The organism is Burkholderia sp. PAMC 26561 (assembly GCF_001557535.2).
Classification (GTDB): domain Bacteria; phylum Pseudomonadota; class Gammaproteobacteria; order Burkholderiales; family Burkholderiaceae; genus Caballeronia.
This window is the reverse complement of record NZ_CP014306.1, coordinates 285,516-312,501: the sequence shown is the minus strand read 5'-3', so window position 1 is coordinate 312,501 and position 26,986 is coordinate 285,516. Positions and strand designations below refer to the sequence as shown.

The 26,986-nt window shown below is 60.5% G+C and carries 23 protein-coding genes; 21 read left to right on the top strand and 2 right to left on the bottom strand.

Translation table 11 applies throughout. The annotated features are described in order from the left end of the window. The first annotated feature begins 626 nt into the window (after positions 1–626). The 17 genes from gyrA to cysM all read left to right on the top strand — a co-directional run bounded on the left by gyrA (position 627) and on the right by cysM (position 19,777). Complete coding sequence (gene gyrA / locus AXG89_RS01540) at positions 627–3,305, top strand: DNA gyrase subunit A (RefSeq protein WP_062000029.1); 2,679 nt, start codon at positions 627–629, stop codon at positions 3,303–3,305. A gap of 132 nt (positions 3,306–3,437) precedes the next feature. Further along, positions 3,438–4,043 carry a DUF2059 domain-containing protein gene (locus AXG89_RS01535; protein WP_062000939.1) on the top strand — a complete coding sequence of 202 codons (606 nt, stop codon included), beginning with the start codon at positions 3,438–3,440 and terminating at the stop codon, positions 4,041–4,043. A gap of 184 nt (positions 4,044–4,227) precedes the next feature. Further along, positions 4,228–5,310 (top strand): 3-phosphoserine/phosphohydroxythreonine transaminase, encoded by a 1,083-nt coding sequence (gene serC / locus AXG89_RS01530; protein ID WP_062167341.1) that lies wholly within the window; start codon positions 4,228–4,230, stop codon positions 5,308–5,310. A gap of 50 nt (positions 5,311–5,360) precedes the next feature. Next, positions 5,361–6,443, top strand: a complete 1,083-nt coding sequence (gene pheA, locus AXG89_RS01525; RefSeq protein WP_062167339.1) for a prephenate dehydratase — start codon at positions 5,361–5,363, stop codon at positions 6,441–6,443. Between the two features lie 49 nt (positions 6,444–6,492). Then, positions 6,493–7,608, top strand: coding sequence for a histidinol-phosphate transaminase (gene hisC / locus AXG89_RS01520; RefSeq protein ID WP_062000026.1), 1,116 nt, complete (start codon positions 6,493–6,495; stop codon positions 7,606–7,608). Between the two features lie 77 nt (positions 7,609–7,685). Further along, the gene (locus AXG89_RS01515) at positions 7,686–8,609 is read left to right on the top strand and encodes a prephenate dehydrogenase (protein ID WP_082771309.1); all 924 of its coding nucleotides are present in this window, start codon (positions 7,686–7,688) and stop codon (positions 8,607–8,609) included. A 16-nt stretch (positions 8,610–8,625) separates the two neighbouring features. Then, positions 8,626–9,930, top strand: a complete 1,305-nt coding sequence (gene aroA / locus AXG89_RS01510; protein WP_062167337.1) for a 3-phosphoshikimate 1-carboxyvinyltransferase — start codon at positions 8,626–8,628, stop codon at positions 9,928–9,930. 55 nt (positions 9,931–9,985) lie between these two features. Beyond that, positions 9,986–10,666 carry a (d)CMP kinase gene (cmk, locus tag AXG89_RS01505; RefSeq protein WP_062000023.1) on the top strand — a complete coding sequence of 227 codons (681 nt, stop codon included), beginning with the start codon at positions 9,986–9,988 and terminating at the stop codon, positions 10,664–10,666. 186 nt (positions 10,667–10,852) lie between these two features. After that, on the top strand, positions 10,853–12,568 hold the full coding sequence (gene rpsA / locus AXG89_RS01500; protein ID WP_047844853.1) for a 30S ribosomal protein S1: 1,716 nt from the start codon (positions 10,853–10,855) through the stop codon (positions 12,566–12,568). A gap of 20 nt (positions 12,569–12,588) precedes the next feature. Then, complete coding sequence (locus AXG89_RS01495; protein WP_056355824.1) at positions 12,589–12,927, top strand: integration host factor subunit beta; 339 nt, start codon at positions 12,589–12,591, stop codon at positions 12,925–12,927. 297 nt (positions 12,928–13,224) lie between these two features. Then, positions 13,225–13,518: a lipopolysaccharide assembly protein LapA domain-containing protein gene (locus AXG89_RS01490; protein WP_062000022.1), complete on the top strand. Its 294-nt coding sequence runs from the start codon at positions 13,225–13,227 to the stop codon at positions 13,516–13,518. Between the two features lie 80 nt (positions 13,519–13,598). Then, positions 13,599–14,774 carry a lipopolysaccharide assembly protein LapB gene (gene lapB / locus AXG89_RS01485; RefSeq protein WP_062000021.1) on the top strand — a complete coding sequence of 392 codons (1,176 nt, stop codon included), beginning with the start codon at positions 13,599–13,601 and terminating at the stop codon, positions 14,772–14,774. A 144-nt stretch (positions 14,775–14,918) separates the two neighbouring features. Continuing rightward, positions 14,919–16,310 (top strand): UDP-glucose dehydrogenase family protein, encoded by a 1,392-nt coding sequence (locus AXG89_RS01480; protein ID WP_062000020.1) that lies wholly within the window; start codon positions 14,919–14,921, stop codon positions 16,308–16,310. After that, entirely contained in the window at positions 16,288–17,271 is a 984-nt protein-coding gene (rfaE1, locus tag AXG89_RS01475; RefSeq protein WP_062167335.1) for a D-glycero-beta-D-manno-heptose-7-phosphate kinase, read from the top strand. The genes AXG89_RS01480 and rfaE1 overlap by 23 nt, the downstream gene beginning before the upstream one ends. A 19-nt stretch (positions 17,272–17,290) precedes the next feature. Beyond that, positions 17,291–18,283: an ADP-glyceromanno-heptose 6-epimerase gene (rfaD, locus tag AXG89_RS01470; protein WP_062167333.1), complete on the top strand. Its 993-nt coding sequence runs from the start codon at positions 17,291–17,293 to the stop codon at positions 18,281–18,283. A 74-nt stretch (positions 18,284–18,357) separates the two neighbouring features. Continuing rightward, positions 18,358–18,711, top strand: coding sequence for a ComEA family DNA-binding protein (locus AXG89_RS01465; RefSeq protein WP_062167331.1), 354 nt, complete (start codon positions 18,358–18,360; stop codon positions 18,709–18,711). 163 nt (positions 18,712–18,874) lie between these two features. Next, positions 18,875–19,777 carry a cysteine synthase CysM gene (gene cysM / locus AXG89_RS01460; protein WP_062167330.1) on the top strand — a complete coding sequence of 301 codons (903 nt, stop codon included), beginning with the start codon at positions 18,875–18,877 and terminating at the stop codon, positions 19,775–19,777. 70 nt (positions 19,778–19,847) lie between these two features. Here cysM and mltB read toward each other — a convergent pair whose 3' ends face one another. Continuing rightward, positions 19,848–21,017 carry a lytic murein transglycosylase B gene (gene mltB / locus AXG89_RS01455; protein WP_062000015.1) on the bottom strand — a complete coding sequence of 390 codons (1,170 nt, stop codon included), beginning with the start codon at positions 21,015–21,017 and terminating at the stop codon, positions 19,848–19,850. A gap of 302 nt (positions 21,018–21,319) precedes the next feature. On the opposite strand from mltB, the gene AXG89_RS01450 reads away from it, so the two are divergent. Beyond that, on the top strand, positions 21,320–22,243 hold the full coding sequence (locus AXG89_RS01450; protein WP_062167327.1) for a histone deacetylase family protein: 924 nt from the start codon (positions 21,320–21,322) through the stop codon (positions 22,241–22,243). A gap of 6 nt (positions 22,244–22,249) precedes the next feature. Here the strand turns inward: AXG89_RS01450 and AXG89_RS01445 are convergent, their stop codons facing one another. Beyond that, positions 22,250–23,146, bottom strand: a complete 897-nt coding sequence (locus tag AXG89_RS01445) for an alpha/beta hydrolase (protein ID WP_062167325.1) — start codon at positions 23,144–23,146, stop codon at positions 22,250–22,252. A 263-nt stretch (positions 23,147–23,409) separates the two neighbouring features. On the opposite strand from AXG89_RS01445, the gene AXG89_RS01440 reads away from it, so the two are divergent. From AXG89_RS01440 to AXG89_RS01430, 3 genes are all read left to right on the top strand, one after another. Beyond that, a complete protein-coding gene (locus tag AXG89_RS01440) occupies positions 23,410–24,159 on the top strand; it encodes an electron transfer flavoprotein subunit beta/FixA family protein (protein ID WP_062167323.1) in 750 nt (249 codons plus the stop codon). A 13-nt stretch (positions 24,160–24,172) separates the two neighbouring features. Next, positions 24,173–25,108 (top strand): electron transfer flavoprotein subunit alpha/FixB family protein, encoded by a 936-nt coding sequence (locus tag AXG89_RS01435; protein ID WP_062000012.1) that lies wholly within the window; start codon positions 24,173–24,175, stop codon positions 25,106–25,108. 74 nt (positions 25,109–25,182) lie between these two features. Beyond that, complete coding sequence (locus tag AXG89_RS01430; protein ID WP_062167321.1) at positions 25,183–26,973, top strand: acyl-CoA dehydrogenase; 1,791 nt, start codon at positions 25,183–25,185, stop codon at positions 26,971–26,973. Positions 26,974–26,986: the final 13 nt, after the last annotated feature.

Genomic DNA, 26,986 nt, shown 5'->3' with positions numbered 1-26,986 from the left:
GTTGACAAAGACAAGTCATACATTGCTCGAAGTATAACATTACCGCGGAACAAAACGCTGTGTGTAGACTTCGAGCAGTGTCTAACTTTGTGCGTTGGCATTTTGCCATATCGTTCCCTTGCAACGATAAAAATATCCCCGGGGCCCCAATGCCTGCAACCTTATGTGGTGCATGCGCAACAAGACGGGGCATGGGAAAAGCAGGGTTTGATATGCGCGTCTTATGCGCATGATACGTGCCCACCCGGAACTTTTTGGCAAAACATCAATACATTTTTTTTGCTGATTTTTTGTGCACTTTTCAGCGACTGCAAAAATCTCGGTCGTGAATCATAGCGGGTTAGTCTGACGTTTTCACTTCCTCATGCAAAGCAAATTGTAAGCTTCGGCTACAGCGATTCTCGATTCTCCGGAAAAGTTCCCTCGGGTCCGTCCTGCCCGGCTGCTTACCGCGCATGCACTGTATGTATATACGCGCCGCTGCCGGGCACGGATGCCGCGCATGTTAGAATCGCGTGATGCGTTGCGTTCGCAATGCCGATGCCAAACGCCGGTGAATTCAGGGGAAACGTCGCAAAACGCACGTTTATTCCGCGCCGGCGCCGCACAGTTCAAGACACGGATAAATGGATCAATTCGCCAAAGAGACCCTGCCAATCTCCCTCGAGGAGGAAATGCGCCGCTCATATCTCGATTACGCGATGAGCGTGATCGTGGGGCGAGCGCTCCCCGATGTCCGCGACGGCCTGAAGCCTGTCCACCGTCGCGCACTCTATTCCATGCACGAACTGAACAACGACTGGAATCGCGCCTACAAGAAGTCGGCGCGTATTGTCGGCGATGTGATCGGTAAATATCACCCACACGGCGACCAGTCGGTCTACGACACCATCGTGCGGATGGCGCAACCGTTCTCCCTTCGCTACATGCTGGTGGACGGACAGGGCAACTTCGGTTCGGTCGACGGCGACAATGCCGCGGCCATGCGATACACCGAAATCCGCATGGCGAAGATCGGCCACGAACTGCTGGCGGATATCGACAAGGAAACAGTCGACTTCGGTCCGAACTACGACGGCAGCGAAAGCGAGCCGCTGGTTCTGCCGGCGCGTATTCCGAATCTGCTGATCAATGGCTCGGCCGGCATCGCGGTTGGCATGGCGACGAACATTCCGCCGCACAACCTGCGCGAAATCGTCGACGCCTGCATGCATCTGCTGAACAACCCGGATTCCACCATCGACGAACTGATGGAAATCGTTCCGGCACCGGATTTTCCGACGTACGGCGTGATCTACGGCGTCTCGGGGGTGCGCGATGGATATAGGACAGGACGCGGGCGCGTCGTGATGCGCGCGACCACGCACTTCGAAGAGATCGATCGCGGCCAGCGCATGGCGATCATCGTCGACGAAATCCCGTATCAGGTGAACAAACGCACGTTGCTCGAACGTATCGCCGAGCTCGTGAACGAGAAGAAGATCGAAGGCATCTCGGACATCCGCGACGAATCCGACAAGAGCGGCATGCGCGTGGTGGTCGAGCTGAAGCGCGGCGAAGTGCCCGAAGTGGTGCTGAACAACCTGTACAAGCTGACGCAGCTCCAGGACACGTTCGGCATGAACATGGTCGCGCTGGTCGACGGCCAGCCGCGTCTGCTCAACCTGAAGCAGATGCTGGAGTGTTTCCTGTCGCATCGGCGGGAAGTGCTGACGCGGCGCACTGTATACGAACTGCGCAAGGCGCGGGATCGTGGTCACGTGCTGGAAGGCCTGGCGGTGGCGCTGGCGAATATCGACGAATTCATCCGCATCATCAAGGCTGCTCCCACTCCGCCGATCGCGAAGCAGGACTTGATGAACAACGCCTGGGATTCGGAAATCGTTCGCGAAATGCTGTCGCGCGCGGAAACCGAAGAATCGGGCGGGCGACAGGCGTACCGGCCGGAAGGTCTGAATCCGGCTTACGGCATGCAGGCAGATGGCTTGTACAAGCTTTCCGACGTTCAGGCGCAGGAAATTCTGCAAATGCGCCTGCAACGCCTGACCGGGCTCGAGCAGGACAAGATTGTCGGCGAGTACAAGGATGTCATGGCGCAGATCGCCGATTTGCTCGATATCCTCGCGCGTCCGGAGCGGATTCGCGCAATCATCGTGGACGAACTGGCGACCGTTCGCGCCGAGTTTGGCGACGACCGCCGTTCGCGCATCGAACTGAACGCCACGGAACTGAACACCGAAGACCTGATCACGCCGCAGGAAATGGTCGTGACCATGTCGCACACCGGTTATGTGAAGTCGCAGCCGTTGTCGGAATACCGCGCGCAAAAGCGCGGCGGCCGCGGCAAGCAAGCCACGCAGATGAAAGAAGACGACTGGATCGACACGCTGTTCATTGCGAACACGCACGATCACATGCTGTGCTTCTCGAATCGCGGACGCGTCTACTGGATCAAGGTCTACGAAGTTCCGCAAGGTTCGCGGAACTCGCGCGGCCGTCCGATCGTCAATATGTTCCCGTTGCAGGACGGCGAGAAGATCAACGTCGTGCTGCCGATCAAGGAATTCTCGGCTGACAAGTACGTCTTCATGGCTACGTCTTTGGGCACGGTCAAGAAGACGCCGCTGGAAGCGTTCAGCCGGCCGCTGCGCAAGGGCATTATCGCGGTCGGACTGGACGAGGGCGATTTCCTGATCGGCGCTGCGATCACCGACGGTGAGCACGACGTCATGCTGTTCTCGGATTCGGGCAAGGCAGTTCGCTTTGACGAAAACGACGTCCGCGCCATGGGCCGTGAAGCCCGGGGCGTGCGCGGCATGCAGCTGGAAGACGGGCAGCAGGTCATCGCGCTGCTCGTGGCGGGCGGCGAGAACCAGTCGGTGCTGACCGCGACCGAAAACGGTTTCGGCAAGCGTACGCCGATTGGCGAGTACACCCGTCATGGCCGTGGCACGAAGGGCATGATCGCGATCCAGACATCGGAACGTAATGGCAAGGTCGTCGCTGCGACGCTCGTGGAGCCGGAAAGCGAGATCATGCTGATCACGAATACGGGCGTGCTGATTCGCACACGCGTGTCGGAGATCCGTGAGATGGGCCGTGCAACCCAAGGTGTTACACTCATCAGTCTTGACGACGGCACGAAGTTATCCGGCCTGCAGCACATCGCCGAGGCGGAAGTGGCGGTCGAACTCGACGCGGATCTGGAAGGTGACGCGGCTGACACACTCGACACACCATCGGCCAGCGACGCTGGCGACAGTCCCGACGACACGTCCGAGGGCGGCGAGGACACAACGTCCTGAACGCCGCCTGATCGGCGAGCACTCGTTCTGTTTCTGAAAGCTTGAATCTATAAGCTGCGCGAACCTGAGCATGTCCCAAGTACATGCCGGCTCGCGCAGCAGTAGAAACGAAAATTTTTTAAGGGAGTAATGATGCAAAAACAGTTTAAACAATGGATCTTGCTGGCTGCTTTGGTACCGGCTTTCGCATCGGCTCAATCGCTCCAGAGCCAATCGGCAGCGCCGGCACCGGCTGCGGCCACAGCGGCTCCGGATCCGGCGAAGCAAGCTGCGATCAAGAACCTGCTGGACGCAATCGACGCGCAAAAGCTCGTCGGCGCCATTGGTAACAGCGCACAAATGCAGTCGAAGCAACTGGTTCCGGCCATCCTGTCCGACGCTTTGAGCGAAAACAAGACGCTGAACGACAAGCAGAAACAAGCTGCCGTTCCTCAGCTCCAGAAGGACACGGTACCGAAGCTGGTTGATTCGGCTGGCCAAGTGTTTGCAACGGATTCGTTCCGTCAGGACGCCATGCAAGCTCAGTACGACGCTTACGCGAAGTACTACACCACGGCTGAAATCAACGACCTGACGACGTTCTACAAGAGCCCGACAGGACGCAAGTTCATCCAGGTTCAGGACCAGGTTGGTCGTGACGTGGTGAATGGCCTGATGCAAAAGTACATGCCGCAAGCCATCAAGGCGACGCGTACGCAAGCAGACAAGGAAGTGGCATCGGTCAAGCCGGCTAAGTAAGTTCAAGCCGGTCGCCGGAACCCGCGGCCGCGAGCGAGTTGTCCACGCGGCGGTTGTTTGGCGGGTTTTCGGGACGGTGCGATAATGGCTGTTTGCGTTCAGACGCAAACAGCCATTTCTTTTTCAGGCGCGGTTTCAGGTTTTACTGGCTTAAATCGCGTCCGGCTTTTCGGGGTCTTTATTCATGCGCGTATTCAATTTCTCCGCTGGTCCTGCTGCAATGCCCGAAGAAGTTCTTCGTCAAGCCGCCGACGAAATGCTCGACTGGAACGGCAGCGGCATGAGCGTGATGGAAATGAGTCATCGCGGCGCTGAATTCATGTCGATTCACGAAGCGGCGCTGACCGATCTCCGCGATCTGCTGAGGGTGCCCGCGTCGCACCGGATTCTGTTTTTGCAAGGCGGCGGGATTGGCGAGAACGCAATCGTGCCGCTGAACCTGCTTGGATCGCGCAAGACCGCGGACTTCGTGGTGACCGGCTCGTGGTCGCAGAAATCGTTCAAGGAAGCACAGAAATACGGCACGCCGCATATCGCGGCGAATGGCAAGACGGATCAGGGGTTCACGCACGTCCCGAAGATCGCCGAATGGCATCTGTCCGACGACCCCGCGTATGTCCATCTTTGCACGAACGAAACCATCGACGGCGTGGAGACTTTCGAGATCCCCGATCTGGGCTCCGTGCCGCTGGTCGCCGACGCTTCATCGCACATTCTTTCCCGTCCAATGGACATCGCGAAGTACGGCGTGCTCTTCGGCGGCGCGCAGAAGAACATCGGCATGGCGGGCGTGACGGTCGTGATCGTGCGCGAGGATCTGCTCGATCGTGCGCTCGCGATCTGCCCGTCGGCGTTCGAATGGAAGACCATCGCCGCGAACAATTCGATGTACAACACGCCGCCCACGTATGCAATCTACATTGCCGGACTCGTCTTCAAGTGGCTGAAGAATCAGGGCGGCCTGGAAGCCATGGAGGCGCGCAGTATCGAGAAGTCGTCGCTGCTGTACGACGCCATCGACTCGAGCAGTTTCTATCTGAACAAAGTTGAGCGTCAGTCGCGCTCGAGAATGAACGTACCGTTTTTTCTCGCCGACGAAACCCGTAACGAAGCATTCCTGGCCGGCGCGAAAGCGCGCGGCCTGCTGCAGCTGAAAGGCCACAAGTCGGTCGGCGGCATGCGCGCGTCCATCTATAACGCGGTGCCGCTCGAAGCGGTTAAGACGCTTGTCGAGTATATGAAGGAATTCGAGCAGACCAGCGCCTGATCTGCCCTTCAATGCTTCACCACGCTGGACCGACTTAATCCAAACATCGCATGGACGACGACCTTAATTCTCAACTCAAACCGCTGCGTAAACGCATCGATGCGCTCGACGCGCAGCTCATCGCGCTCCTGAATCAGCGCGCCGCGGTCGCGCTCGAAGTGGGCGAGGTGAAGAAGCATTTCAACGCGCCCGTGTTTCGTCCTGAGCGTGAACTGCAGGTGATCGCGCGGCTTCAGGACATGAGCGAAGGACCGCTTGGCGGCGATCACATCAGCTCGATCTGGCGCGAAATCATGGCGGCGAGCCGCGCGCTCGAACAAACGCTGCGTGCCGCGTTCCTCGGGCCGGTCGGCACGTACAGCGAACAGGCGATGTTCGAGTACTTCGGACATTCCATTGAAGGCCTGCCTTGTCCTTCCATCGACGAAGTGTTTCGTTCGGTCGAAGCGGGCGCGGCCGAGTTTGGCGTCGTGCCGGTCGAGAACTCGGCGGAAGGCGCGGTATCGCGTACGCTCGATTTGCTGTTGCAGACGTCGCTTGTGATCGGCGGCGAACTGGCTTTGCCGATTCACCATAATTTGCTCACGGCGTCGGGCACGCTCGATGGCGTCACGCGCGTGTTCGCGCATCCGCAAGCGCTCGCGCAGTGTCAGCATTGGCTGACCGCGAATGCGCCCGAGTTGCAGCGTCAGGCGGTATCGAGCAATGCGGAAGCAGCGCGACTTGCGGTGGGCGACCCTACCATCGCGGCGATCGCCGGCGATCGTGCCGCAACGCATTACGGTCTGGGCGTGTTCCGATCGATGATCCAGGACGATCCTCACAACCGCACGCGTTTTGTGATGATCGGCAAGGAACGCACGGGCGTGAGCGGGCACGACCAGACGTCGCTGATCGTCTCGGTGGCGAACGAGCCAGGCGCGTTGCTGAAGCTGCTGGAACCGCTGGCACGGCATGGTGTTTCCATGACCCGTTTCGAATCGCGTCCGGCGCGCGTCGGCACGTGGGAGTACTACTTTTATATCGATGTAGAAGGCCATCGCGACGATACGTCCGTTGCCGCCGCGCTTACCGAACTCGGCCAAAAAGCCGAATTCCTCAAGGTCCTCGGATCGTACCCGCGCGCTCGTTGAGCCCTCGCTTTCCACACGCATTTCCATACGCAGATACGCTGGAGAAAATATGACATCGCAATTCGGCCCTTCCTACGTGCGCGCGATCGCGCCTTACATTGCCGGCAAGCCGATCTCGGAAGTGGCGCGTGAATTCGGGCTGAACGAAGCGGATATCGTGAAGCTCGCATCGAACGAAAATCCGCTGGGCATGCCGGAATCCGCTAAGCGCGCAATGACCGAAGCCATGGCCGAACTCGGCCGCTATCCGGATTCGAACGGTTTCGAACTGAAGGCAGCGCTTGGCGAGCGTTATGGCGTGCCGCCGGAGTGGATCACGCTCGGCAACGGCAGCAACGACATTCTCGAAATCGCCGCACATGCGCTGGTGGAGAAGGGCCAGTCGGTCGTGTACTCGCAGTACTCGTTCGCGGTGTATGCGCTCGCCACGCAAGGTCTGGGCGCGCGTGCGATCGTCGTGCCGGCTGTGAAATACGGTCACGATCTCGACGCGATGCTCGCTGCAATCGCCGATGACACGCGCCTCGTGTTCGTTGCGAATCCGAACAATCCGACAGGTACGTTCATCGACGGCCCCGCGCTTGAAGCGTTCATCTCGCGCGTGCCGCGCCACGTGGCGGTCGTGCTGGACGAGGCATACACCGAATATCTGGCGAAGGACAAACGCTACGATTCGATTGCCTGGGTGCGCAAATATCCGAATCTGATCGTATCGCGGACGTTTTCAAAAGCGTTCGGTCTCGCCGGATTGCGCGTGGGTTTTGCCATTGCCCAGCCGGAGCAAACCGATCTGCTCAACCGTCTGCGTCAGCCGTTCAACGTGAATTCGCTCGCGCAAGCCGCGGCCATCGCTGCGTTGAAGGACACGGCGTTTCTCGCGAAGAGTGCGGAGATCAACGCGGCGGGTTATCGCCGGCTCACTGAAGCGTTCGATAATCTCGGGCTCGAATACGTGCCGTCCGACGGCAACTTCGTGATGGTGCGCGTGGGCAATGATGACGCCGCCGGTCAGCGCGTCAATCTCGCTTTGCTCAAGCAAGGCGTGATCGTGCGGCCGGTCGCGAACTACGGCTTGTTACCGTGGCTGCGTATCACGATCGGACTGCCGGAAGAAAACGAAGCGTTTATCGCCGCGCTCGAAAAGGCGTTGTCCGCAACGGCCTGATTGTCTTGTCGGGCGTTGATAGAACGCCCTCGATTGTTCACCCTTCGCGCCTTCGGGCGCGTTTTTATCGATGTCCCGTGGCTGCGTTCTCATTCAATAAACTCGTGATTTTCGGCGTCGGCCTGATCGGCGGATCGCTTGCGCGCGGCCTTCGCGAGCGCGCCGGCGCGACGGGCGAAATCATCGGCGTCGGACGATCCGTGAAGTCTGTCGAGCGGGCGCTGGAACTCGGCGTGATCGACTCGGCCGTGCTGATCGACGACGACAACGCGCTCAAGCAAGCCCTGCACGATGCCGATTTCGTATTGATCGCGGCGCCCGTTGCGCAAACCGAGCCGTTGCTGCGAAGGATCGTGCCGTTCATCGACGCGCGCACCATAGTCACCGATGCCGGCAGCACAAAAAGCGACGCGGTCATCGCGGCGCGCGCAGCGCTCGGCGCGCGTGCTTCGCAATTCGTGCCGGGCCATCCCATAGCGGGCCGGGAGTCGAGTGGCGTGGATGCCGCGCTGCCCGATCTTTACGTCGATAAAAACGTCGTCCTGTGTCCGTTGCCCGAAAACGCGCCGGAATCCGTCGAGCGCGTCGCCGAGATGTGGCGTGCAACGGGCGCCTCGGTACATCTGATGAGCGCCGAACAGCACGACGGTGTATTCGCGTCGGTGAGTCATTTGCCGCATGTGCTGTCGTTCGCGCTCGTCGAGCAAATTCTTGAAGCGCCGGACGCCGCGCTGAAGTTTTCGTTCGCGGCCGGCGGTTTCCGCGACTTCACGCGCATCGCGGCGTCGAGCCCGGAAATGTGGCGCGACGTGTGTATCGCAAACCGTTCGGCCTTGCTGACCGAAATCGATGCTTATACCAAGGTGCTGGCGCGTTTTCGCGAGGCCATCGAGGCGTCGGACGCCGCTGCGCTCGAAGCCGCGTTTGAACGCTCGCGCACCGCGCGCAGCCAATGGCAACAAGGCGGTGGACTCAAGGCCGCCGATGATTCCGCACAATAGTTAACTGGACTTGCACATGGAACACCTCGATCTCGGACCTTTTTCGCGTGCGTCCGGCACGGTCCGGCTGCCCGGATCGAAGAGCATTTCTAATCGCGTTTTGCTGCTCGCCGCGTTGGCCGAGGGCGAAACGGTGATCACCAATCTGCTCGATTCCGACGATACCCGTGTGATGCTCGCCGCGCTCGCGAAGCTCGGCATCGACGTGAAGAATGACGGCGAGCGTTGCGTCGTGAAGGGGACGGGCGGCGGCTTTCCGGTGAAGTCGGCAGAGTTTTTCCTTGGCAACGCCGGCACCGCGGTGCGTCCGTTGACGGCCGCGCTGGCGTTGAACGGCGGCGAGTACCGCGTGCATGGCGTGCCGCGCATGCATGAACGGCCGATCGGCGATCTCGTCGACGGCCTGCGCCAGATCGGCGCGTCGATCGACTACGAAGCCAACGCCGGTTTCCCGCCGCTGCAGATCCACGCTGCCGGCATTGCCATCGACAAACCGATCAAGGTTCGCGGCGATGTCTCCAGCCAGTTCCTGACCGCGTTGCTGATAAGCCTGCCGCTCGCGCAAAGCCAACGCGGCCCGATCGTGATCGAAGTGGAAGGCGAACTGATTTCGAAGCCGTATATCGAGATCACGATCAAGCTGATGGAGCGTTTCGGCCTGAGCGTCGAGCGCGACGGCTGGTCGCGCTTCACGTTGCCGGCGGGCGGGCGTTACCAGTCGCCAGGCGCGATCGCGGTGGAAGGCGATGCATCGTCGGCGTCGTATTTTCTCGCGGCCGGTGCGCTCGGCGGTGGGCCGCTGCGCGTGGAAGGCGTGGGCCGCGCGAGCATCCAGGGCGACGTGAATTTTGCCGACGCGCTGATCCGCATGGGTGCGAACGTGATGCTTGGCGACGACTGGATCGAAGTACGCGGCGTGGAATCGGACGACGGCAGGCTGATGCCCATCGACATGGATTTCAACCTGATCCCCGACGCGGCCATGACCATTGCAGTTGCCGCGTTGTTCGCCAACGGCACGACCACGCTGCGCAATATCGCGAGCTGGCGCGTGAAGGAAACCGACCGCATCGCCGCGATGGCCACCGAACTGCGCAAGGTCGGCGCAACGGTCGAGGAGGGCGCGGACTACCTCGTGGTCACGCCGCCGGCGCAACTGACGCCAAACGCGGCTATCGACACCTACGACGACCATCGGATGGCCATGTGTTTTTCGCTCGTGAGCCTGGGCGGCGTGCCGGTGCGCATCAACGACCCGAAGTGCGTGGCGAAGACCTTCCCCGACTATTTCGAGCAATTTGCCAAGCTGGCGAAGGCGTGATGACCGTGACTAATATATATAAGCGTGCCGTTTTCGGCCGACCCGGACGCCTGCGATGAAACCGACCCGTCCTTTTCATCAAACGCCCGTCATCACCATCGATGGCCCGACGGCCTCCGGCAAAGGCACGGTCGCCGCCGTGGTCGCGGCCACGCTGGGTTTCCATCTGCTCGATAGCGGCGCGTTGTATCGGCTGACGGCGCTGGCAAGCGCGCGCTACAACATAGAACCCGATCACGGCGATGCACTCGCGGAACTGGTCGCCGAGCTTCACATCACATTTCGCGAGGGCTTGGCACAGCTCGACGGCGTGGATGTCTCCACCGAAATCCGTGCTGAAGAAATTGGCAAGCGCGCCTCGGCGATCGCGGTCCACCCACAGGTTAGGACCGCGCTGATTGCCCGCCAGCGGGCCTTCCGCAGGCCTCCGGGGCTGGTCGCGGACGGCCGCGACATGGGAACCGTTATTTTCCCCGACGCAACACTCAAGGTATTCCTCACGGCGAGCGCAGAAGCGCGCGCCGCTCGGCGGCATAAGCAATTGATACAAAAAGGCTTTTCTGCTAATATGGAAGACTTGCTGCGAGATTTGCGCGAGCGGGACGCACGGGACAGCAGCCGTGCAGCCGCACCGCTCAAGCCCGCAGTGGACGCGAAGACGCTGGACACCTCCGGGCTATCCATCGACCAGGCGGTCGATCAGATCATCGGTTGGTACACCGCAATTCGCGTGTAAGGTGCTGGAAACTGATTGCAATCGTTGCAAAAAGCCGACAAGTCCGTTGGCTTTGCGTTGGAGCTCCATGAGAAACATGGAGCGTGTATTAACCCCTCAACCCCGTGTGGCGCTCGTTTTTTCTTGCAATTGGCCCGAATGGTTCGGGCAGGCAAACGCGAAGTAGCTGCGCAACTATAGATTTTTATGTCCGACCTGCAAACATCTACCCCGAATACCGAATCTTTTGCGGCTCTGTTCGAAGAGTCGTTGACCAAGCAGGACATGCGTGCGGGTGAAGTCATTTCCGCCGAAGTCGTGCGCGTCGACCACAATTTCGTGGTCGTCAACGCGGGTCTCAAGTCCGAAGCCTACATTCCGCTCGAAGAATTCCTGAACGACGCGGGCGAGGTAGAAGTGCAGGCGGGCGACTTTGTTTCAGTGGCCATCGACGCCCTGGAAAACGGTTATGGCGACACGATCCTGTCGCGCGACAAGGCGAAGCGTCTGGCTTCGTGGCTGTCGCTGGAAAAAGCGCTCGACAACAACGAACTCGTGACCGGCACGATCACGGGCAAGGTCAAGGGCGGCATGACCGTGATGGTCAACGGCATCCGCGCGTTCCTGCCGGGTTCGCTGGTTGACACGCGTCCGGTCAAGGACACGACCCCGTACGAAGGCAAGACCCTCGAATTCCGCGTGATCAAGCTCGACCGCAAGCGCAACAACGTTGTGCTGTCGCGCCGTGCCGTGATCGAAGCGACCCAAGGCGAAGAGCGCGCAAAGCTGCTCGAAACGCTGAAGGAAGGCGCTATCGTGGAAGGCGTGGTCAAGAACATCACCGACTACGGCGCATTCGTGGACCTCGGCGGTATCGACGGCCTGCTGCACATCACGGACATCGCATGGCGTCGTGTGCGTCACCCGAGCGAAGTTCTGTCGGTTGGCCAGGAAGTCACCGCGAAGATCCTCAAGTTCGACCAGGAGAAGAACCGCGTCTCGCTGGGTATCAAGCAACTCGGCGACGATCCGTGGGAAGGCATTTCCCGCCGTTACCCGTCGGGCACGCGCCTGTTCGGCAAGGTCACCAACATCACCGACTACGGCGCATTCGTCGAAGTGGAATCGGGCATCGAAGGCCTGGTTCACGTGTCGGAAATGGACTGGACGAACAAGAACGTTGCACCGTCGAAGGTTGTGCAACTCGGTGACGAAGTCGAAGTCATGGTTCTCGAAATCGACGAAGACCGCCGCCGTATCAGCCTCGGCATGAAGCAGTGCAAGCCGAACCCGTGGGACGACTTCAGCCGCAACTTCAAGAAGGGCGACAAGCTGGAAGGCGCCATCAAGTCGATCACCGACTTCGGCGTGTTCATCGGCCTGCCGGGCGGCATCGACGGTCTGGTTCACCTCTCGGACCTGTCGTGGAGCGAAACGGGCGAAGAAGCGGTTCGCAAGTACAAGAAGGGCGACGAAGTTCAGGCAATCGTCCTGGGCATCGACGTGGAGAAGGAACGCATCTCGCTGGGTATCAAGCAGCTCGAAGGCGATCCGTTCAGCAACTTCGTGGCAATGAACGACAAGGGCGCGACGGTTGACGGCGTGGTCAAGTCGGTTGACGCGAAGGGTGCAGTCGTGACGTTGACGGCAGACGTGGAAGGTTATCTGCGTGCGTCGGAAATCGCTCAGGACCGCGTGGAAGATGCTCGCAACGTGCTGAAAGAAGGCGACAAGGTCAACGCGATGATCATCAACATCGATCGCAAGTCGCGTGGCATCAACCTGTCGATCAAAGCCAAGGATTCGGCTGAGCAACAGGAAGCAATCCGTGGTCTGGCTTCGGCTGACTCGAGCACGGCTGCAACCGGCACGACGAACCTTGGCGCGCTGTTGAAGGCCAAGCTCGACGGCCAGAACGGCTAAGCCGCAGGTATTGCTGCAGCATGACCAAATCGGAATTGGTCGCCCAACTGGCGCTGCGATTTCCGCAACTTGTACTTAAAGATGCGGATTTCGCTGTGAAGACGATGCTCGATGCAATGTCGGACGCCCTGGCCAACGGCCATCGCATCGAAATTCGCGGCTTCGGCAGTTTCGGCCTCAATCGTCGGCCATCGCGTGTTGGCCGCAATCCCAAGTCGGGCGAGAAGGTGCTGGTACCGGAGAAATTCGTACCGCATTTCAAACCGGGCAAGGAGTTGCGGGAACGTGTCGACGGACGCGCGGGCGAACCGCTGAAACAGTCGAATGAGCCGGATAGCGACGAAGACGACGATGTTTGACCGGCGTCCAGATTCCTACCGGTTCGCGCGCTGCGCAGTCAGTGGCAAATGACCGAAAAAGCACCCGTAAGGGTGCTTTTTTTATGTCTGCGCGCTTCGAACGGGGTGACTGTTCCAATGTCTGGTCGGGCCGATCGACTAGTCGCATTCAGCCTTTGCGCCTCGCGCCATACGCATCAATTACAATACCGGACGCTCATGGGCTCCGGCGATGTGGCGCGCGCTTTGCGCTCCTCATCCATGCCCTCCGTCCGGTTGTGCCTGCTTTATTCAGTTACCGCCGTCAAAGAGACCCCTATGAAATTTTTTGTCTGGCTGATTCGTATCCTCGTTTTCGTCGTGTTGCTGGTGCTCGCCCTCGCCAACACGCAAACGGCGACGCTCAATTTCCTCGCTGGTTATTCGTGGGACGCACCGCTCATCTTGATTGGGCTGGCGTTTTTCGTGGTCGGACTGCTGGCCGGCTTGCTGTCCTCGCTGCCAACCGTGTTCCGCCTGAGGATGGAAAATGCCCGGCTCAAACGGGAATTGCGCACGGCGCGGGATGTGCCTGTCGTGCCGCTGGACCCGCCCATGCCGCCGCTGATCTGATAGGCCGCGGCCGGTGTTGCTTCGTGCAGCCGGCCGCGCCTTGTACGTGGTCCGGTATTTAACCTCTAACAAGAATTCGCATGGATCTAGACTTCTGGTGGCTGCTTGTCATTCCGGTCGCGTTTGCTCTTGGCTGGATGGCTTCCCGCTATGATCTGAAAACGCTGCTGTCCGAAAACGCCAACCTGCCGCGCTCGTACTTTCGCGGCCTCAATTTCCTGCTGAACGAGCAACACGACAAGGCCATCGATGCATTTATCGAAGTGGCGAAGCTCGATCCCGAAACCATCGAATTGCACTTTGCGCTTGGCAACCTGTTTCGCCGGCGCGGTGAAACCGACCGCGCGATTCGCGTGCACCAGAACTTGCTGAGCCGTCCGGATCTTCCTGTCGCCGAGCGCGACCACGCGCTGTACGAACTCGGACAGGATTTCCTGAAAGCAGGCCTTCTTGACCGCGCCGAAGAAACGTTCCGGTCGCTCGAGGCGGGTGAGTACGCGCTGGGGGCGCAACGTGCGCTCCTGACCATTTACGAGATCGAGAAGGACTGGAACAAGTCGATCACGACGGCCGAGCGCATCGAAGAAATGGGTGCGGCCTCGCTGGCCAAGGAAGTTGCCCAATTCCACTGCGAACTCGCGCAAGAAGCGCTGCAGCGTAAGAATCCCGCCGACGCACGCGCCGAGTTGAAGCTCGCCCTCGCGGCGAATCCGGAAAACGTGCGTGCGACTATCCTGGTAGGAGACGTCGATGCAGCCGGCGGCGATCTCGAAGCTGCGATTGCGTGCTGGCGTCGCGTGGAAGCGCAGAATGCGGCCTATCTTCCGCTGGTCGCGGAGAAACTGGTTCAGGCGTACACGCAACTCGGCAGGACGGCGGAAGGCGTGGATCTGCTGGTCGATTTTGTGAACCGCTATCCGACCAACGATCTGCTCGACGTCGCATTCAAGCATGTCTCGGAGCTGCGCGGTCTCGACGCCGCGCACACGCTCGCGCGCCATCAGATGCAGACGTCGCCGAACCTGGCCGGCATGACGCGGCTGCTGGAGGCGCAAGTTGCTACTGCAGAAGAACCGCGCCGCAGCGAACTGGAACTCATGCGCGCGCTGGTCAAGCAGCGGACCAAGAATTTGCCGCGCTACACGTGCCAGAATTGCGGTTTTCGCGCGCGTCTTTTTTATTGGCAATGCCCGGGCTGCAGTGGCTGGGAAACCTATGCGCCGCGCCGGGTCGAGCCGATCACCACTGCCGCGTGAGGCGGCTGCATCGATCGCCGGCGTTCAACCGCCATCGCCCGTCAGGACCACCGTCCTGTGCGGTGCATGTAATGTTTATCCGATCGGACTTCGTGGCCCTCGCGGCCTGATTTTTCGACACTCACCGGATTCTCCGGAACGCATATGAAAATATCCATTATCGGGACGGGCTACGTCGGACTTGTGACCGGCGCATGCCTCGCTGAAATCGGCAACGACGTGCTCTGCCTCGATGTCGATCCGACCAAGATCGACATCCTCAACAGCGGCGGCGTGCCGATCCACGAACCGGGTCTCCACGAGATGCTCAAGCGCACTCGTGCAGCCGGGCGGATCCGCTTTTCGACCGATATCAAGGAAAGCGCCGAGCATGGCGAGATCCAGTTCATCGCCGTCGGCACGCCGCCGGACGAGGACGGTTCCGCCGACCTGCAATATGTGCTCGGAGCGGCGCGCAATATCGGGCGGTACGCGAACGGCTTCAAAGTCATCGTCGATAAATCCACGGTCCCGGTCGGCACGGCGCAGCACGTTCGCCGGGTGATCGAGGAGGAATTGCGCGCACGCGGCATCGAACCGACGGGACAGAACGGCTTTTCCGTGCTGTCGAATCCGGAGTTCCTGAAAGAAGGCGCGGCGGTCGATGACTTCATGCGTCCTGATCGCATCGTGCTCGGCGTCGACGACGACGAAGCCGGCCAACGCGCGCGCGAGAAGATCAAGCTCCTCTACGCACCGTTCAACCGCAATCACGAACGCACGCTGTATATGGATGTGCGCTCGGCCGAGTTCACGAAGTACGCAGCCAACGCCATGCTGGCTACGCGCATCTCGTTCATGAACGACCTGTCGAATCTCGCCGATGCGATCGGCGCGGACATCGAATCAGTGCGTCGCGGGATTGGCTCTGATCCGCGCATCGGTTATCACTTCCTGTATGCGGGCTGCGGGTACGGCGGTTCGTGTTTCCCGAAGGACGTCCAGGCGCTCGCCCAAACGGCGCGGGAAAACGGGCATCGGCTGAGAATACTTGAAGCCGTGGAAGAAGTGAACGATCTGCAGAAGGAAGTGCTCGTCACGAAGATCACGAAGCGCATGGGCGAGGATCTGCGCGGGCGCACGTTCGCCGTGTGGGGCCTTGCGTTCAAGCCGAACACCGACGACATGCGCGAAGCGTCGAGCCGCCGTTTGATTGGCGCGCTGCTGGAGCGGGGCGCGACGGTGCGTGCCTATGACCCCGTGGCGCTGACGGAAAGCCGCCGCGTTTTCGCGCTCGATCTCGCCGATAAACCCGGTCAGCTCGAACGCCTGCACTTCGTCGAGTCGCAGAAGGACGCCTTGCCGGGCGCGGATGCACTCGTGATCGTGACCGAGTGGAAGGAATTCAAGAGCCCGGATTTCGCGCATCTGAAAAGCGAGCTCAAGATGCCCGTCATCTTCGATGGCCGCAACCTGTATGAACCTGAAGCGATGGCGGAACTCGGCATCGATTATTTTGCAATAGGACGTCCCCATGTCGAACTCCCTCACGCCTGAAACCGCATCGGCCGCGTCTTTCGCGCGGGTCACGCCAGTCCCGCGCGCGCGCATTGCGGCGGCGCGCGTGCTGGTTGTCGGCGACGTGATGCTCGACCGCTACTGGTTCGGCGACGTGAACCGCATCTCGCCGGAAGCGCCGGTGCCGGTCGTTCACGTGCAGCGCAAGGAAGACCGGCTCGGGGGCGCGGCGAACGTCGCGCGCAACGCGGCGGCGCTTGGTGCGCAAGCAGGACTGTTGTGCGTGGTCGGTCACGATGAGCCCGGCGAGTGCATCGTCCAGTTGCTGGACGAAAGCCGGGTGACGGCTCATCTGGAACGCGATCCGGCATTGCTCACGACCATCAAGCTGCGGGTGTTGTCGCGGCAGCAGCAACTGCTGCGTGTGGACTTCGAGAACTCGCCCACGCACGAAGTGCTGAGCGCGTGTCTCGCGCGCTTCGAAACGCTTTTGCCGCAACACGACGTGATCCTGATGTCGGATTACGCGAAGGGCGGTCTGACTCACGTCACGCAAATGATCGCCGATGCCCGCCGCGCCGGCAAACCGGTATTGGTCGATCCGAAGGGCGACGATTGGGACCGCTATCGCGGCGCCACGCTGATCACGCCGAACCGCGCGGAATTGCGCGAAGTGGTCGGGCGCTGGAGCTCCGAGGAAGATCTGCTGCAACGGGTGACGGCGCTGCGTGAATCGCTGGAAATCAGTGCTCTGCTGCTGACGCGCTCGGAAGAAGGCATGACGCTTTTCACCGCCGACCAGGTGGTCCACACGCAGGCCGATGCACGTGAAGTGTATGATGTTTCGGGTGCGGGAGACACGGTCATTGCAACCGTTGCAACCATGCTGGGCGCGGGCGTGCCGCTGATTGACTGTATTGCTTACGCGAACCGGGCGGCGGGAATCGTCGTCGGAAAGCTGGGTACGGCGACCGTCGACTACAACGAACTTTTCGCCTGATCTTTCGGCTAAAAACACCATGACAATCATCGTTACCGGCGCGGCCGGGTTTATTGGCAGCAATCTCGTCAAGGCGCTCAACGAGCGTGGCGAGCAACGCGTGATCGCGGTCGATAACCTCACGCGCGCCGACAAATTCAAGAATCTGGTCGACTGCGAGATCGATGATTACCTCGATAAGACCGAGTTTGTCGCGCGCTTCAAACGCGGCGATTTCGGCAAGGTCAAAGCGGTTTTCCACGAAGGCGCGTGCTCCGACACCATGGAGACCGACGGCCGCTACATGATGGAAAACAATTTCCGCTACAGCCGCGACATGCTGGACACGTGCCTCGAAAATGGCGTGCAGTTCCTGTATGCATCCTCGGCGGCGGTTTATGGCGGATCGAGCAAGTTCGTGGAAAGCCGCGAACTTGAAAAGCCGCTGAACGTTTACGGCTACTCGAAGTTTCTTTTCGATCAGATCATTCGCCAGGTCCTCCCGACCGCGAAAAGCCAGATAGCGGGCTTCCGCTACTTCAACGTCTATGGTCAGCGCGAAACGCACAAGGCACGCATGGCGTCCGTGGCGTTCCACAACTTCAACCAGTTTCGCGCCGAAGGGAAAGTGAAGCTGTTCGGCGAATACAACGGTTATGGTGCGGGCGAGCAGACGCGCGATTTCGTTTCCGTGGAAGACGTGACGAAGGTGAACCTGCATTTCTTCGATCACCCGGAGAAGTCGGGCATCTTCAATCTGGGCACCGGGCGGGCTCAGCCGTTCAACGACATTGCATCGACGGTCGTGAATTCATTGCGCGCCATCAATGGCGAGCCGCCGTTGTCGCTCGCCGAGCTCGTGCAGCGTGGCCTGATCGAATACATTCCGTTCCCCGACGCACTGCGCGGCAAGTATCAATGCTTTACGCAGGCGGACCAGTCGAAGTTGCGCGAGGCGGGTTACGACGCGCCGTTCCTGACGGTGCAGGAAGGCGTTGATCGCTACGTGCGTTGGCTATTCGGTCAGCTATAAAAGCACTTGCCGTTTTTCTACACTGGGTCTCCGGGTCAGCGATCAGCGCGGACCGGTTTTCAAGGGAGACTCACATGATCAAGAAATTCGTTGCGGCATTCACTCTGGCTGTATCCATGGCATCGGAGTTTGCAGCCGTCGATATCAACGCAGCCAATTCCGATGCACTGCGCGGTATCAAAGGTATCGGGCCGGCCAAGGCGAAAGCCATTCTCGACGAACGCGAGGCGCACGGTCCGTTCAAGGATGCAGCCGAGCTCACCAAACGCGTGAAGGGGATGGGCGGCAAGACGGTCGAACGCTTGCAGGCCGAGGGCCTGACTATCGGTACTGGCACAAGCACGGCAGCGGCGGCTCCAGCAGCAGGGAGGCCCGTTGCGGGAGCTGCCGCCAAGCCAGCCGCCGGCGCGGTTGTTGTGAAGAAGTAGAGCGGTACGACGCATCGGCTGGCGCGCCGGCTGGCCGATGCACTCCCGGCTTGCAAGAAGGTGCTTTCAAGGCCCGTACGCCCCTCTGCCCAACAGGGCCGCGCGGCATCAAAAAGACCCGTGGGCTACAATCAAAAGCTCTACGCTCTGCAACACACCCGCTATGGCTTACAAAACTATTGAAGACACCATCGGCAATACGCCCCTGGTTCAACTGGTCCGTATTCCGGACGACGAGATTCGCGTGCGCAACAACGTGATTCTCGGCAAGCTCGAAGGCAATAACCCGGCGGGTTCGGTGAAGGACCGTCCGGCGTTATCGATGATCAAGAAAGCGGAAGAGCGCGGACGTATCAAGCCTGGCGACACGCTGATCGAATCGACCAGCGGCAATACGGGCATTGCACTCGCCATGGCCGCCGCCATTCGCGGCTACAAGATGGTATTGCTGATGCCGGAAGACCTGTCGGTGGAACGCCGCCAGAGCATGGCCGCGTACGGTGCGGAAATCGTGCTCACGCCGGTGACGGGCGGTATGGAGTACGCACGCGATCTGGCCGAGCAAATGCAGCGTGACGGTAAAGGCATCATCCTGGATCAGTTTGCCAATCCCGATAACCCGCTCGCTCACTACGAGACAACGGGTCCGGAATTGTGGCGTGACACGGAAGGGCGCATCACCCACTTCGTTTCCGCTATGGGCACGACCGGCACGATCATGGGCGTGTCGCAGTATCTGAAGGAGCAAAACGAGAAGATCGAGATTGTCGGGGCACAGCCGGAAGAAGGCTCGCGGATCCCGGGCATCCGCAAATGGCCAGAGGCGTATCTGCCGAAGATCTTCGATCGCAGCCGTGTGGATCGTACGGAAAGCGTGAGCCAGGCGGCCTCTGAAGCCATGGCGCGGCGGCTGGCGTCGGTGGAAGGCATCTTTTGCGGCATATCGGCCGCGGGCGCGTGTGAAGTGGCGCTGCGCGTGGCGCGTCAGGTCGAGAACGCGACTATCGTGTTCGTGGTCTGCGATCGCGGCGACCGGTATTTGTCGACGGGTGTGTTTCCGGCTTGATATCAGTGAAAAGAAGACGTTAAAAAGCCCGGACAAGTCCGGGCTTTTTAACGTCTGAGCGAAGGCTGAATTATCGCGAAGCCGCTACCGCTCCGCCGGCATTCATCTGCGCCTTCACCGCTTCACCAAGCTGATACACGGCGAGCGCATAGAAGAAGCTGCGGTTGTAGCGGGTCAGCACGTAAAAGTTCTTCAGCCCCAGCGTGTACTCGGTTGCCCGGCCCGGTGTCGGTAAATCGACCACCGTCACCGGCGTGCCTGCTTCCGTCGACACATTGACTCCCGGCTCGCCCATCAGCATGCCCGCTTTGGTGAGCTGCGCGAGCGACCAGTGGGGTTCGGGCTGCCCGTCGGCGGCGGCTTGCGCAATGCCCTGGCTGCCGACATCGCCTGCGATTTTCCAGACCACCGGACGTCCGGACTCCCAGCCGTGCTGCTTCAGGTAATTCGCCACGCTGCCAATGGCGTCCGCGGTACTCGTGCGCAAATCGATGTGGCCGTTGCCGTCGAAGTCGACAGCGTATTTCACGATGCTGCTGGGCAGGAATTGCGGAATGCCGATAGCACCCGTGTACGAACCCAGCACGGTAGTCGGATCGATTTGCTGGTCATGCGTCCAGACCAGCAAGTCTTCGAGATTCTTGCGGAACGTCGCCTGACGTTCGTCGCGATTCGGCGTGTTGGGGTAGTCGAAGGTCAGCGTGGTCAACGCGTCGAGCGCGCGGAAGTTACCCATGTACCGGCCATAGATGGTCTCCACGCCGATAATCCCGACAATCGCCTCGGGCGGCACGCCATACTGATCCGATGCCCGTTGCAATGCCGCCTGGTTAGCGCGCCAGAACTTCACGCCGGCCGCAATGCGCACCGGCTCGATGAAACGCGACTGATAAGCGCGCCAGTTCTTGGTAGCAGGCGTGGGCGACGGCAAGACCAGCTTGACCGCTGTTGCCGAATAACTCACGCGGTTAAAGAGTGCGTGCAGCGAGCCGGAATCGAAGTCGTAGCGCGCGACGAGATCGTTGATGAACGCATCTACATTCGGGTTGTTCGCGTAGCGCTGCGGCACGATCTCTTCTTCGAAGTCTTGCCCTTGCGGCACCGCGGGTTGAGGCGACCCTTGCGCCACCGCCTGGCCGATACTGAGTGTGCCGATCACGCCAACAAGGCAGGCGATTGAGGCGAGGCGCGCGGATCGCGCCGAAAGAGGCAAGACGGACGAAGCAAACTTGAAGGTCATAGTGTGCGAAATTGTGGCGATGTAACGCGAGGCACGCGGGAAACGCGCGCGGGGCATACGAGAGTCGGATCAGTATAACCGACGTGTTTTCGAGGCTATCCCGAAAGCCCTTCAAATGGCGCGCAAGCATACAAAAGCGGTGTTCCCATGCGTATCGATTTCAGTGTGGTAACTTACCAAGAACCCGCGCGATCCGGCTTCCGCCCCATGCTTCAACCGATTGATACCCGCATCGCGTACGACAAAAACACCTGAACGATTCGAGACACGTGCGAGCGGCCAGGCCCCGCGCGGCAAACATTATGGCTACCGGCTTCTATACCCACCCAGATTGCCTTCTTCACGACATGGGGCCGTGGCATCCCGAGTGTCCGGCGCGCCTCCAGGCGATTGAAGACCAGTTGATCGGCAGCCGTATCGATGCATTGATCGAGCGCGAAGAAGCGCCGCTTGCCAGTGAAGACGATCTGGCGCGGGTTCATACGCGGGCGCATATCGACTTTGTGAGAAAGACCGCGCCATTGGAAGGACGCGCGGAAATCGATCCCGATACGCTGATGTCGCCGGGCAGCTACCAGGCGGCGTTGCGTGCGGCGGGCGCGGCGATCGCGGCAACCGACGCGGTGATTGCGGGCACGTACGACAACGCGTTCTGCAGCGTGCGTCCGCCCGGACATCACGCGGAACCGGCTCGCGCCATGGGCTTCTGCTTTTTCAACAACATCGCCATCGCGGCGCGTCACGCGCTCGAGGTGCACGGTCTGCAACGCGTTGCGATCATTGACTTCGATGTGCATCACGGCAACGGCACCGAAGCCGCGTTTTGCGGCGACCCGCGCGTGCTCATGTGCAGCTTTTTCCAGCACCCGTTCTACCCATATAGCGGCGCCGACAATCACGCGTCCAACATGGTCAACCTGCCGATGCCCGCGCGTACGAAAGGCATGGCGGTACGTGAAGCCGTCGACATGATGTGGCTGCCGAAACTCGATGAGTTCAAGCCGGAGATGATCTTCGTCTCGGCAGGCTTCGATGCCCACCGCGAGGACGATCTCGGCAACATGGGTCTCGTCGAGGACGACTATACGTGGCTCACCGAGCAGATTTGCGCCGTGGCGAAACGGCATGCGAAGGGGCGTATCGTGAGTTCGCTCGAGGGCGGCTACAACCTCTCGGCGCTCGGGCGCAGCGTGGTCGCGCATGTGCGCGCGCTCGCCGAGATCTGAACCGCGTTACATGCGCATGCGCTGAAGATCCGCGCGCACGAGCGTCCAGTCGATCAACGCCTTGATCACACGGTCACGGTCGAGGTCGTTTAGCGTCTCGTGATAACTGCCTTCCAGCATCAACAGCGTCTTGTCTGTCGAACCGGCATGGGCTTCGAATTCGCGGCTGCCGTCGGGGTTCGTCAGCGCGTCCCGCGTGCCGTGGAAAACGAACAACGGCAACGTGATCGATGCCCGTCCGGCTTCAATGCGCGCCATCGCCGTGCCGATCTCCGCCACGGTCCGCGCCGGAATCGCCTGGTGATGAACCAGCGGATCGCGCCGGTTTGCTTCGACTACGCCGTTCGCACGGGACAACGTGGCGGGATCGATAGTCATTGCTGGAAAATGCGGCATGAAGCGGCTGATCGTGCCTCCCATCGCCAGTTTCCAGCGGGGTGCACTGGCCGGCATCTTCAGTGCCGCGCTCGAGAGAATCAGGCCCGCAAGCCTGCGCCCGCTTTCCGGCAACCGCTCGGCTGCATACAGCGCGGCGATTGCACCGCCCATGCTGTGACCCATGAGCAGCAACGGAACGTCCAGAGGCACGGTCGTTTTAGCGGCGGCGAGCAGGGCGTCGGTATCGAGCAGATACTCGTCGAAGGTATTCACCCACACGCGCTCGCCCGGCGACTTGCCGTGACCGCGCAGATCCATCGCGATCAGCTCGATACCCGCCGCGTTCAACCGCAACGCCAGCGCCTCATAGCGCCGCGCGTGCTCGGCCAGTCCGTGAACCAGCGCGATCCTTGCAAGCGGTTTGGGAAACGAAGGAGCGGCCTCCCATCGATGAAGATAGAGGTCGATGCCATCGCGCGTGGCAATGCTGCTGGTGGAATACGTGCTGCGCTCGACTTTCGGCATGGCGATTTCGGTGGCTCGGGATGCCGCCGATGATAGCGTCTGTGCCGCGTGCAAAGCGTCTAGAGCAAATCCCCGATTGTCCTGGCAGGCAAGATATGCGTAAAATAGTACGATCGTTCTGTAACGAATAAGCTTTGGCGATTGTCTTAAGCTTGAGGAATTCTCCAGCGGCCGGTTGTCACCGATCCGCCGTTAGCGTTCGATGACCGGAGTCACTCGTTATAATGGGATTGGTGACGTATTCGTAACTCAGGAGCGTGTGCATGAAAATCTTGGTACCAGTCAAACGCGTGGTCGACTACAACGTGAAAGTCCGGGTAAAGCCGGATGGCAGTGCAGTCGATATCGCAAACGTGAAGATGTCGATGAACCCGTTCGATGAAATCGCCGTCGAAGAGGCCGTGCGCCTGCGTGAAGCGGGCTTGGCGACCGAGGTGATCGCCGTGTCGTGCGGCGTGACGCAGTGCCAGGAAACGCTGCGCACGGCCATGGCCATCGGTGCGGATCGTGCGATCCTGGTCGAATCGACTGAGGAATTGCAGCCGCTGGCGGTCGCGAAGATCCTCAAGGCATTGGTCGACAAGGAACAGCCGCAACTGATCATTCTCGGCAAGCAAGCCATCGACGACGACTCGAACCAGACCGGTCAGATGCTCGCCGCGCTGGCTGGTTTGCCGCAGGCGACGTTTGCATCGAAGGTAACGGTGGCCGACGGCCGCGTTTCGGTTTCGCGCGAAATCGACGGGGGGTCGGAAACGCTGTCGCTGACCTTGCCTGCCGTGATCACCACGGACTTGCGCCTGAACGAGCCGCGTTACGTCACGCTGCCGAACATCATGAAGGCCAAGAAAAAGCCGATGGAAACCATCAAGCCGGCAGACCTGGGCGTGGATGTCACGCCGCGTCTGAAGACGCTCAAAGTCGCCGAACCGCCGCAGCGCTCCGCGGGTGTGAAGGTGCCGGACGTGAAGACGCTGGTCGAGAAGCTGAAGACCGAAGCCAAGGTTCTGTGAGGGAGTTGAGAAAGTGACCATTCTTGTAATTGCAGAACACGACAACGCATCCATCAAGCCGGCAACGCTGAACACCATCGCGGCTGCATCGAAGATTGGCGGCGACGTTCACGTGCTGGTCGCGGGTGCGAACGCGCAGGCAGCAGCCGATGCCGCCGCGAAGATCGCGGGTGTATCGAAGGTGCTGCTGGCCGATGCACCCCAGCTTGCCGACGGACTCGCCGAAAATATCGACGGGACGGTGTTGCAGATCGCGAAGAACTATTCGCATATCCTGGCTCCGGCAACCGCGTACGGCAAGAACGTCGCGCCGCGTATCGCAGCGCATCTGGACGTCGCGCAGATCAGCGACATCACGGCGGTCGACAGCGCCGATACATTCGAGCGTCCGATCTACGCGGGCAATGCCATCGCAACTGTTCAATCGAGCGATGCCATCAAGGTCATCACCGTGCGTTCCACGGGTTTCGATCCGGTTGCAGCAGAAGGCGGCAGTGCATCGGTCGAGAAGATCGAAGCCGCTGCTGACGCCGGCATCTCGAAGTTCGTGAGCCGCGAAGTGACGAAGCTGGACCGGCCTGAACTGACGTCGGCGCAGATCATCGTGTCGGGTGGACGGGGTCTCGGCAACGGCGAGAACTACACCAAAGTGCTTGAACCGCTCGCCGACAAACTGGGCGCGGCGCTGGGTGCATCGCGTGCAGCGGTCGACGCCGGGTTCGTGCCGAACGATTATCAGGTCGGGCAAACGGGCAAGATCGTGGCGCCAAATCTGTATGTCGCCGTCGGTATTTCGGGCGCGATTCAGCATCTGGCCGGGATGAAGGACTCGAAGGTCATCGTCGCGATCAACAAGGATGCTGAAGCACCAATCTTCGGTGTCGCGGACTACGGGCTCGTGGGCGATCTGTTCACGGTGGTGCCGGATCTGGTGAAAGAGCTGGGCTGATCGGCTGGTCAGGAAGGACTAAAAAAGGGGCGACGCATGTGCGCCCCTTTTCATATCTAGTGGGGGAGACAAGCATGAGCTATCACGCGCCCGTCAAGGACATGTTGTTCGTGATGAAGGAACTCGCGGACATTGAAGGCATCTCGGCGTTGCCGGGTTTCGAGGACGCAAGCCTCGACACCGCCCGCGCCGTGCTCGAAGAAGCTGCGCGGTTCAACGGCGAAGTGGTGGCGCCGCTGAACGTTGAGGGCGACAGGCATCCGAGCGCATGGAAAGACGGCGCAGTCATCACCACGCCGGGCTTCAAAGAAGCGTTCAGGCAATTCGGCGAAGGCGGCTGGCAAGGCGTGCTGCATCCGGTCGAATACGACGGGCAGGGTTTGCCGAAACTCATCGCGACGCCGTGTATCGAAATGTTGAATGCGGCGAATCTGTCGTTTGCGTTGTGTCCGCTGCTGACCGATGGCGCTATAGAAGCATTGCTCACGGCCGGTACCGAGGAGCAAAAGCAGCTCTACGTGCCTAAGCTGATCTCTGGCGAATGGACCGGCACGATGAACCTCACCGAGCCGCAAGCCGGTTCCGATCTCGCGCTCGTGCGCACGCGCGCCGAGCCGCAAGGCGATGGCACGTTCAAGCTCTTCGGCACGAAGATCTTCATCACCTACGGCGAGCACGACATGGCGAAGAACATCGCCCATCTCGTGCTGGCGCGCACGCCCGGTGCGCCCGATGGCGTGAAGGGCATATCGCTGTTCATCGTTCCCAAGTTTCTCACCGATAAAACCGGCCAGCTCGGCGAGCGCAACGACGTGCATTGCGTTTCGATTGAACACAAGCTCGGGATCAAGGCGAGCCCGACCGCCGTGCTGCAATTCGGCGACCATGGCGGCGCGGTCGGCGAGTTGATCGGCGAGGAAAATCGCGGGCTCGAGTACATGTTCATCATGATGAACGCCGCGCGCTTTGCGGTCGGGCTGCAGGGCGTGGCGGTGTCCGAGCGGGCTTACCAGCAGGCCGTCGCGTTTGCGAAAGATCGCGTGCAGAGCCGCCCGGTCGATGGCTCGGCGAAGCAGCCGGTATCGATCATTCATCATCCGGATGTACGCCGCATGCTCCTGACCATGCGTTCGCTGACCGAAGCATCGCGCGCGCTCGCCTACGTGGCGGCGGCGCATTGCGACTTGGCGCATCACCATCCGGACGAAGCCGCTCGCGCACAGCATCAGGCCATCTACGAATTTCTCGTGCCGGTCGTGAAGGGCTGGAGTACGGAGCTTTCCATCGATGTCACGAGCCTCGGCGTGCAGGTTCATGGCGGCATGGGTTTCATCGAGGAAACGGGGGCGGCCCAGCATTATCGCGATGCACGCATTCTCACCATCTACGAAGGGACGACCGCGATCCAGGCGAACGATCTGATTGGCCGCAAGACCGTGCGCGACGGCGGCGCGACCGCATTGGCGATTCTTGCGCAGATGGACCAGACCATCGCGCTGTTGGCCGATCGTGAGGGCCAGGCGTTCAAGTCCATGCACCGGCATTTGAGCGCGGGAAGTCTCGCATTGGCGCACGTGGTCGAGTTCATGGTCGCAAAGGTGAAAAGCGATCCGAACGCGGTGTTTGCGGGCAGTGTGCCTTATCTGAAGCTCGCGGGAATCGTGCTCGGTGGCTGGCAGATGGCGCGGGCGCTGTTGGTGGCCTCGGACAAGCGCGCAGAGGACGAAGCGTTCCATGGCGCAAAGATCGCCACGGCGCAGTTCTTTGCCGAGCATGTTTTATTGCAGGCGCCGGGCATCGAAGCATCGATCGTCAGCGCCAACGGGCAGGAAGGGTATCTCGCGATGCGCGAAGAACAGTTCTGATTTGCTTCGTTCG

What these genes read in the sequence shown, in the direction of transcription:
- mltB (WP_062000015.1), bottom strand. Translation starts at nt 21,017, where the DNA reads ATGACCTTCAAGTTTGCTTCGTCCGTCTTGCCTCTTTCGGCGCGATCC.
- AXG89_RS01440 (WP_062167323.1), top strand. Translation starts at nt 23,410, where the DNA reads ATGAAAATCTTGGTACCAGTCAAACGCGTGGTCGACTACAACGTGAAA.
- AXG89_RS01535 (WP_062000939.1), top strand. Translation starts at nt 3,438, where the DNA reads ATGCAAAAACAGTTTAAACAATGGATCTTGCTGGCTGCTTTGGTACCG.
- rfaD (WP_062167333.1), top strand. Translation starts at nt 17,291, where the DNA reads ATGACAATCATCGTTACCGGCGCGGCCGGGTTTATTGGCAGCAATCTC.
- AXG89_RS01445 (WP_062167325.1), bottom strand. Translation starts at nt 23,146, where the DNA reads ATGCCGAAAGTCGAGCGCAGCACGTATTCCACCAGCAGCATTGCCACG.
- pheA (WP_062167339.1), top strand. Translation starts at nt 5,361, where the DNA reads ATGGACGACGACCTTAATTCTCAACTCAAACCGCTGCGTAAACGCATC.
- serC (WP_062167341.1), top strand. Translation starts at nt 4,228, where the DNA reads ATGCGCGTATTCAATTTCTCCGCTGGTCCTGCTGCAATGCCCGAAGAA.
- cmk (WP_062000023.1), top strand. Translation starts at nt 9,986, where the DNA reads ATGAAACCGACCCGTCCTTTTCATCAAACGCCCGTCATCACCATCGAT.
- AXG89_RS01450 (WP_062167327.1), top strand. Translation starts at nt 21,320, where the DNA reads ATGGCTACCGGCTTCTATACCCACCCAGATTGCCTTCTTCACGACATG.
- AXG89_RS01430 (WP_062167321.1), top strand. Translation starts at nt 25,183, where the DNA reads ATGAGCTATCACGCGCCCGTCAAGGACATGTTGTTCGTGATGAAGGAA.
- cysM (WP_062167330.1), top strand. Translation starts at nt 18,875, where the DNA reads ATGGCTTACAAAACTATTGAAGACACCATCGGCAATACGCCCCTGGTT.
- AXG89_RS01480 (WP_062000020.1), top strand. Translation starts at nt 14,919, where the DNA reads ATGAAAATATCCATTATCGGGACGGGCTACGTCGGACTTGTGACCGGC.
- aroA (WP_062167337.1), top strand. Translation starts at nt 8,626, where the DNA reads ATGGAACACCTCGATCTCGGACCTTTTTCGCGTGCGTCCGGCACGGTC.
- AXG89_RS01465 (WP_062167331.1), top strand. Translation starts at nt 18,358, where the DNA reads ATGATCAAGAAATTCGTTGCGGCATTCACTCTGGCTGTATCCATGGCA.
- AXG89_RS01495 (WP_056355824.1), top strand. Translation starts at nt 12,589, where the DNA reads ATGACCAAATCGGAATTGGTCGCCCAACTGGCGCTGCGATTTCCGCAA.
- rfaE1 (WP_062167335.1), top strand. Translation starts at nt 16,288, where the DNA reads ATGTCGAACTCCCTCACGCCTGAAACCGCATCGGCCGCGTCTTTCGCG.
- lapB (WP_062000021.1), top strand. Translation starts at nt 13,599, where the DNA reads ATGGATCTAGACTTCTGGTGGCTGCTTGTCATTCCGGTCGCGTTTGCT.
- rpsA (WP_047844853.1), top strand. Translation starts at nt 10,853, where the DNA reads ATGTCCGACCTGCAAACATCTACCCCGAATACCGAATCTTTTGCGGCT.
- AXG89_RS01490 (WP_062000022.1), top strand. Translation starts at nt 13,225, where the DNA reads ATGAAATTTTTTGTCTGGCTGATTCGTATCCTCGTTTTCGTCGTGTTG.
- gyrA (WP_062000029.1), top strand. Translation starts at nt 627, where the DNA reads ATGGATCAATTCGCCAAAGAGACCCTGCCAATCTCCCTCGAGGAGGAA.
- hisC (WP_062000026.1), top strand. Translation starts at nt 6,493, where the DNA reads ATGACATCGCAATTCGGCCCTTCCTACGTGCGCGCGATCGCGCCTTAC.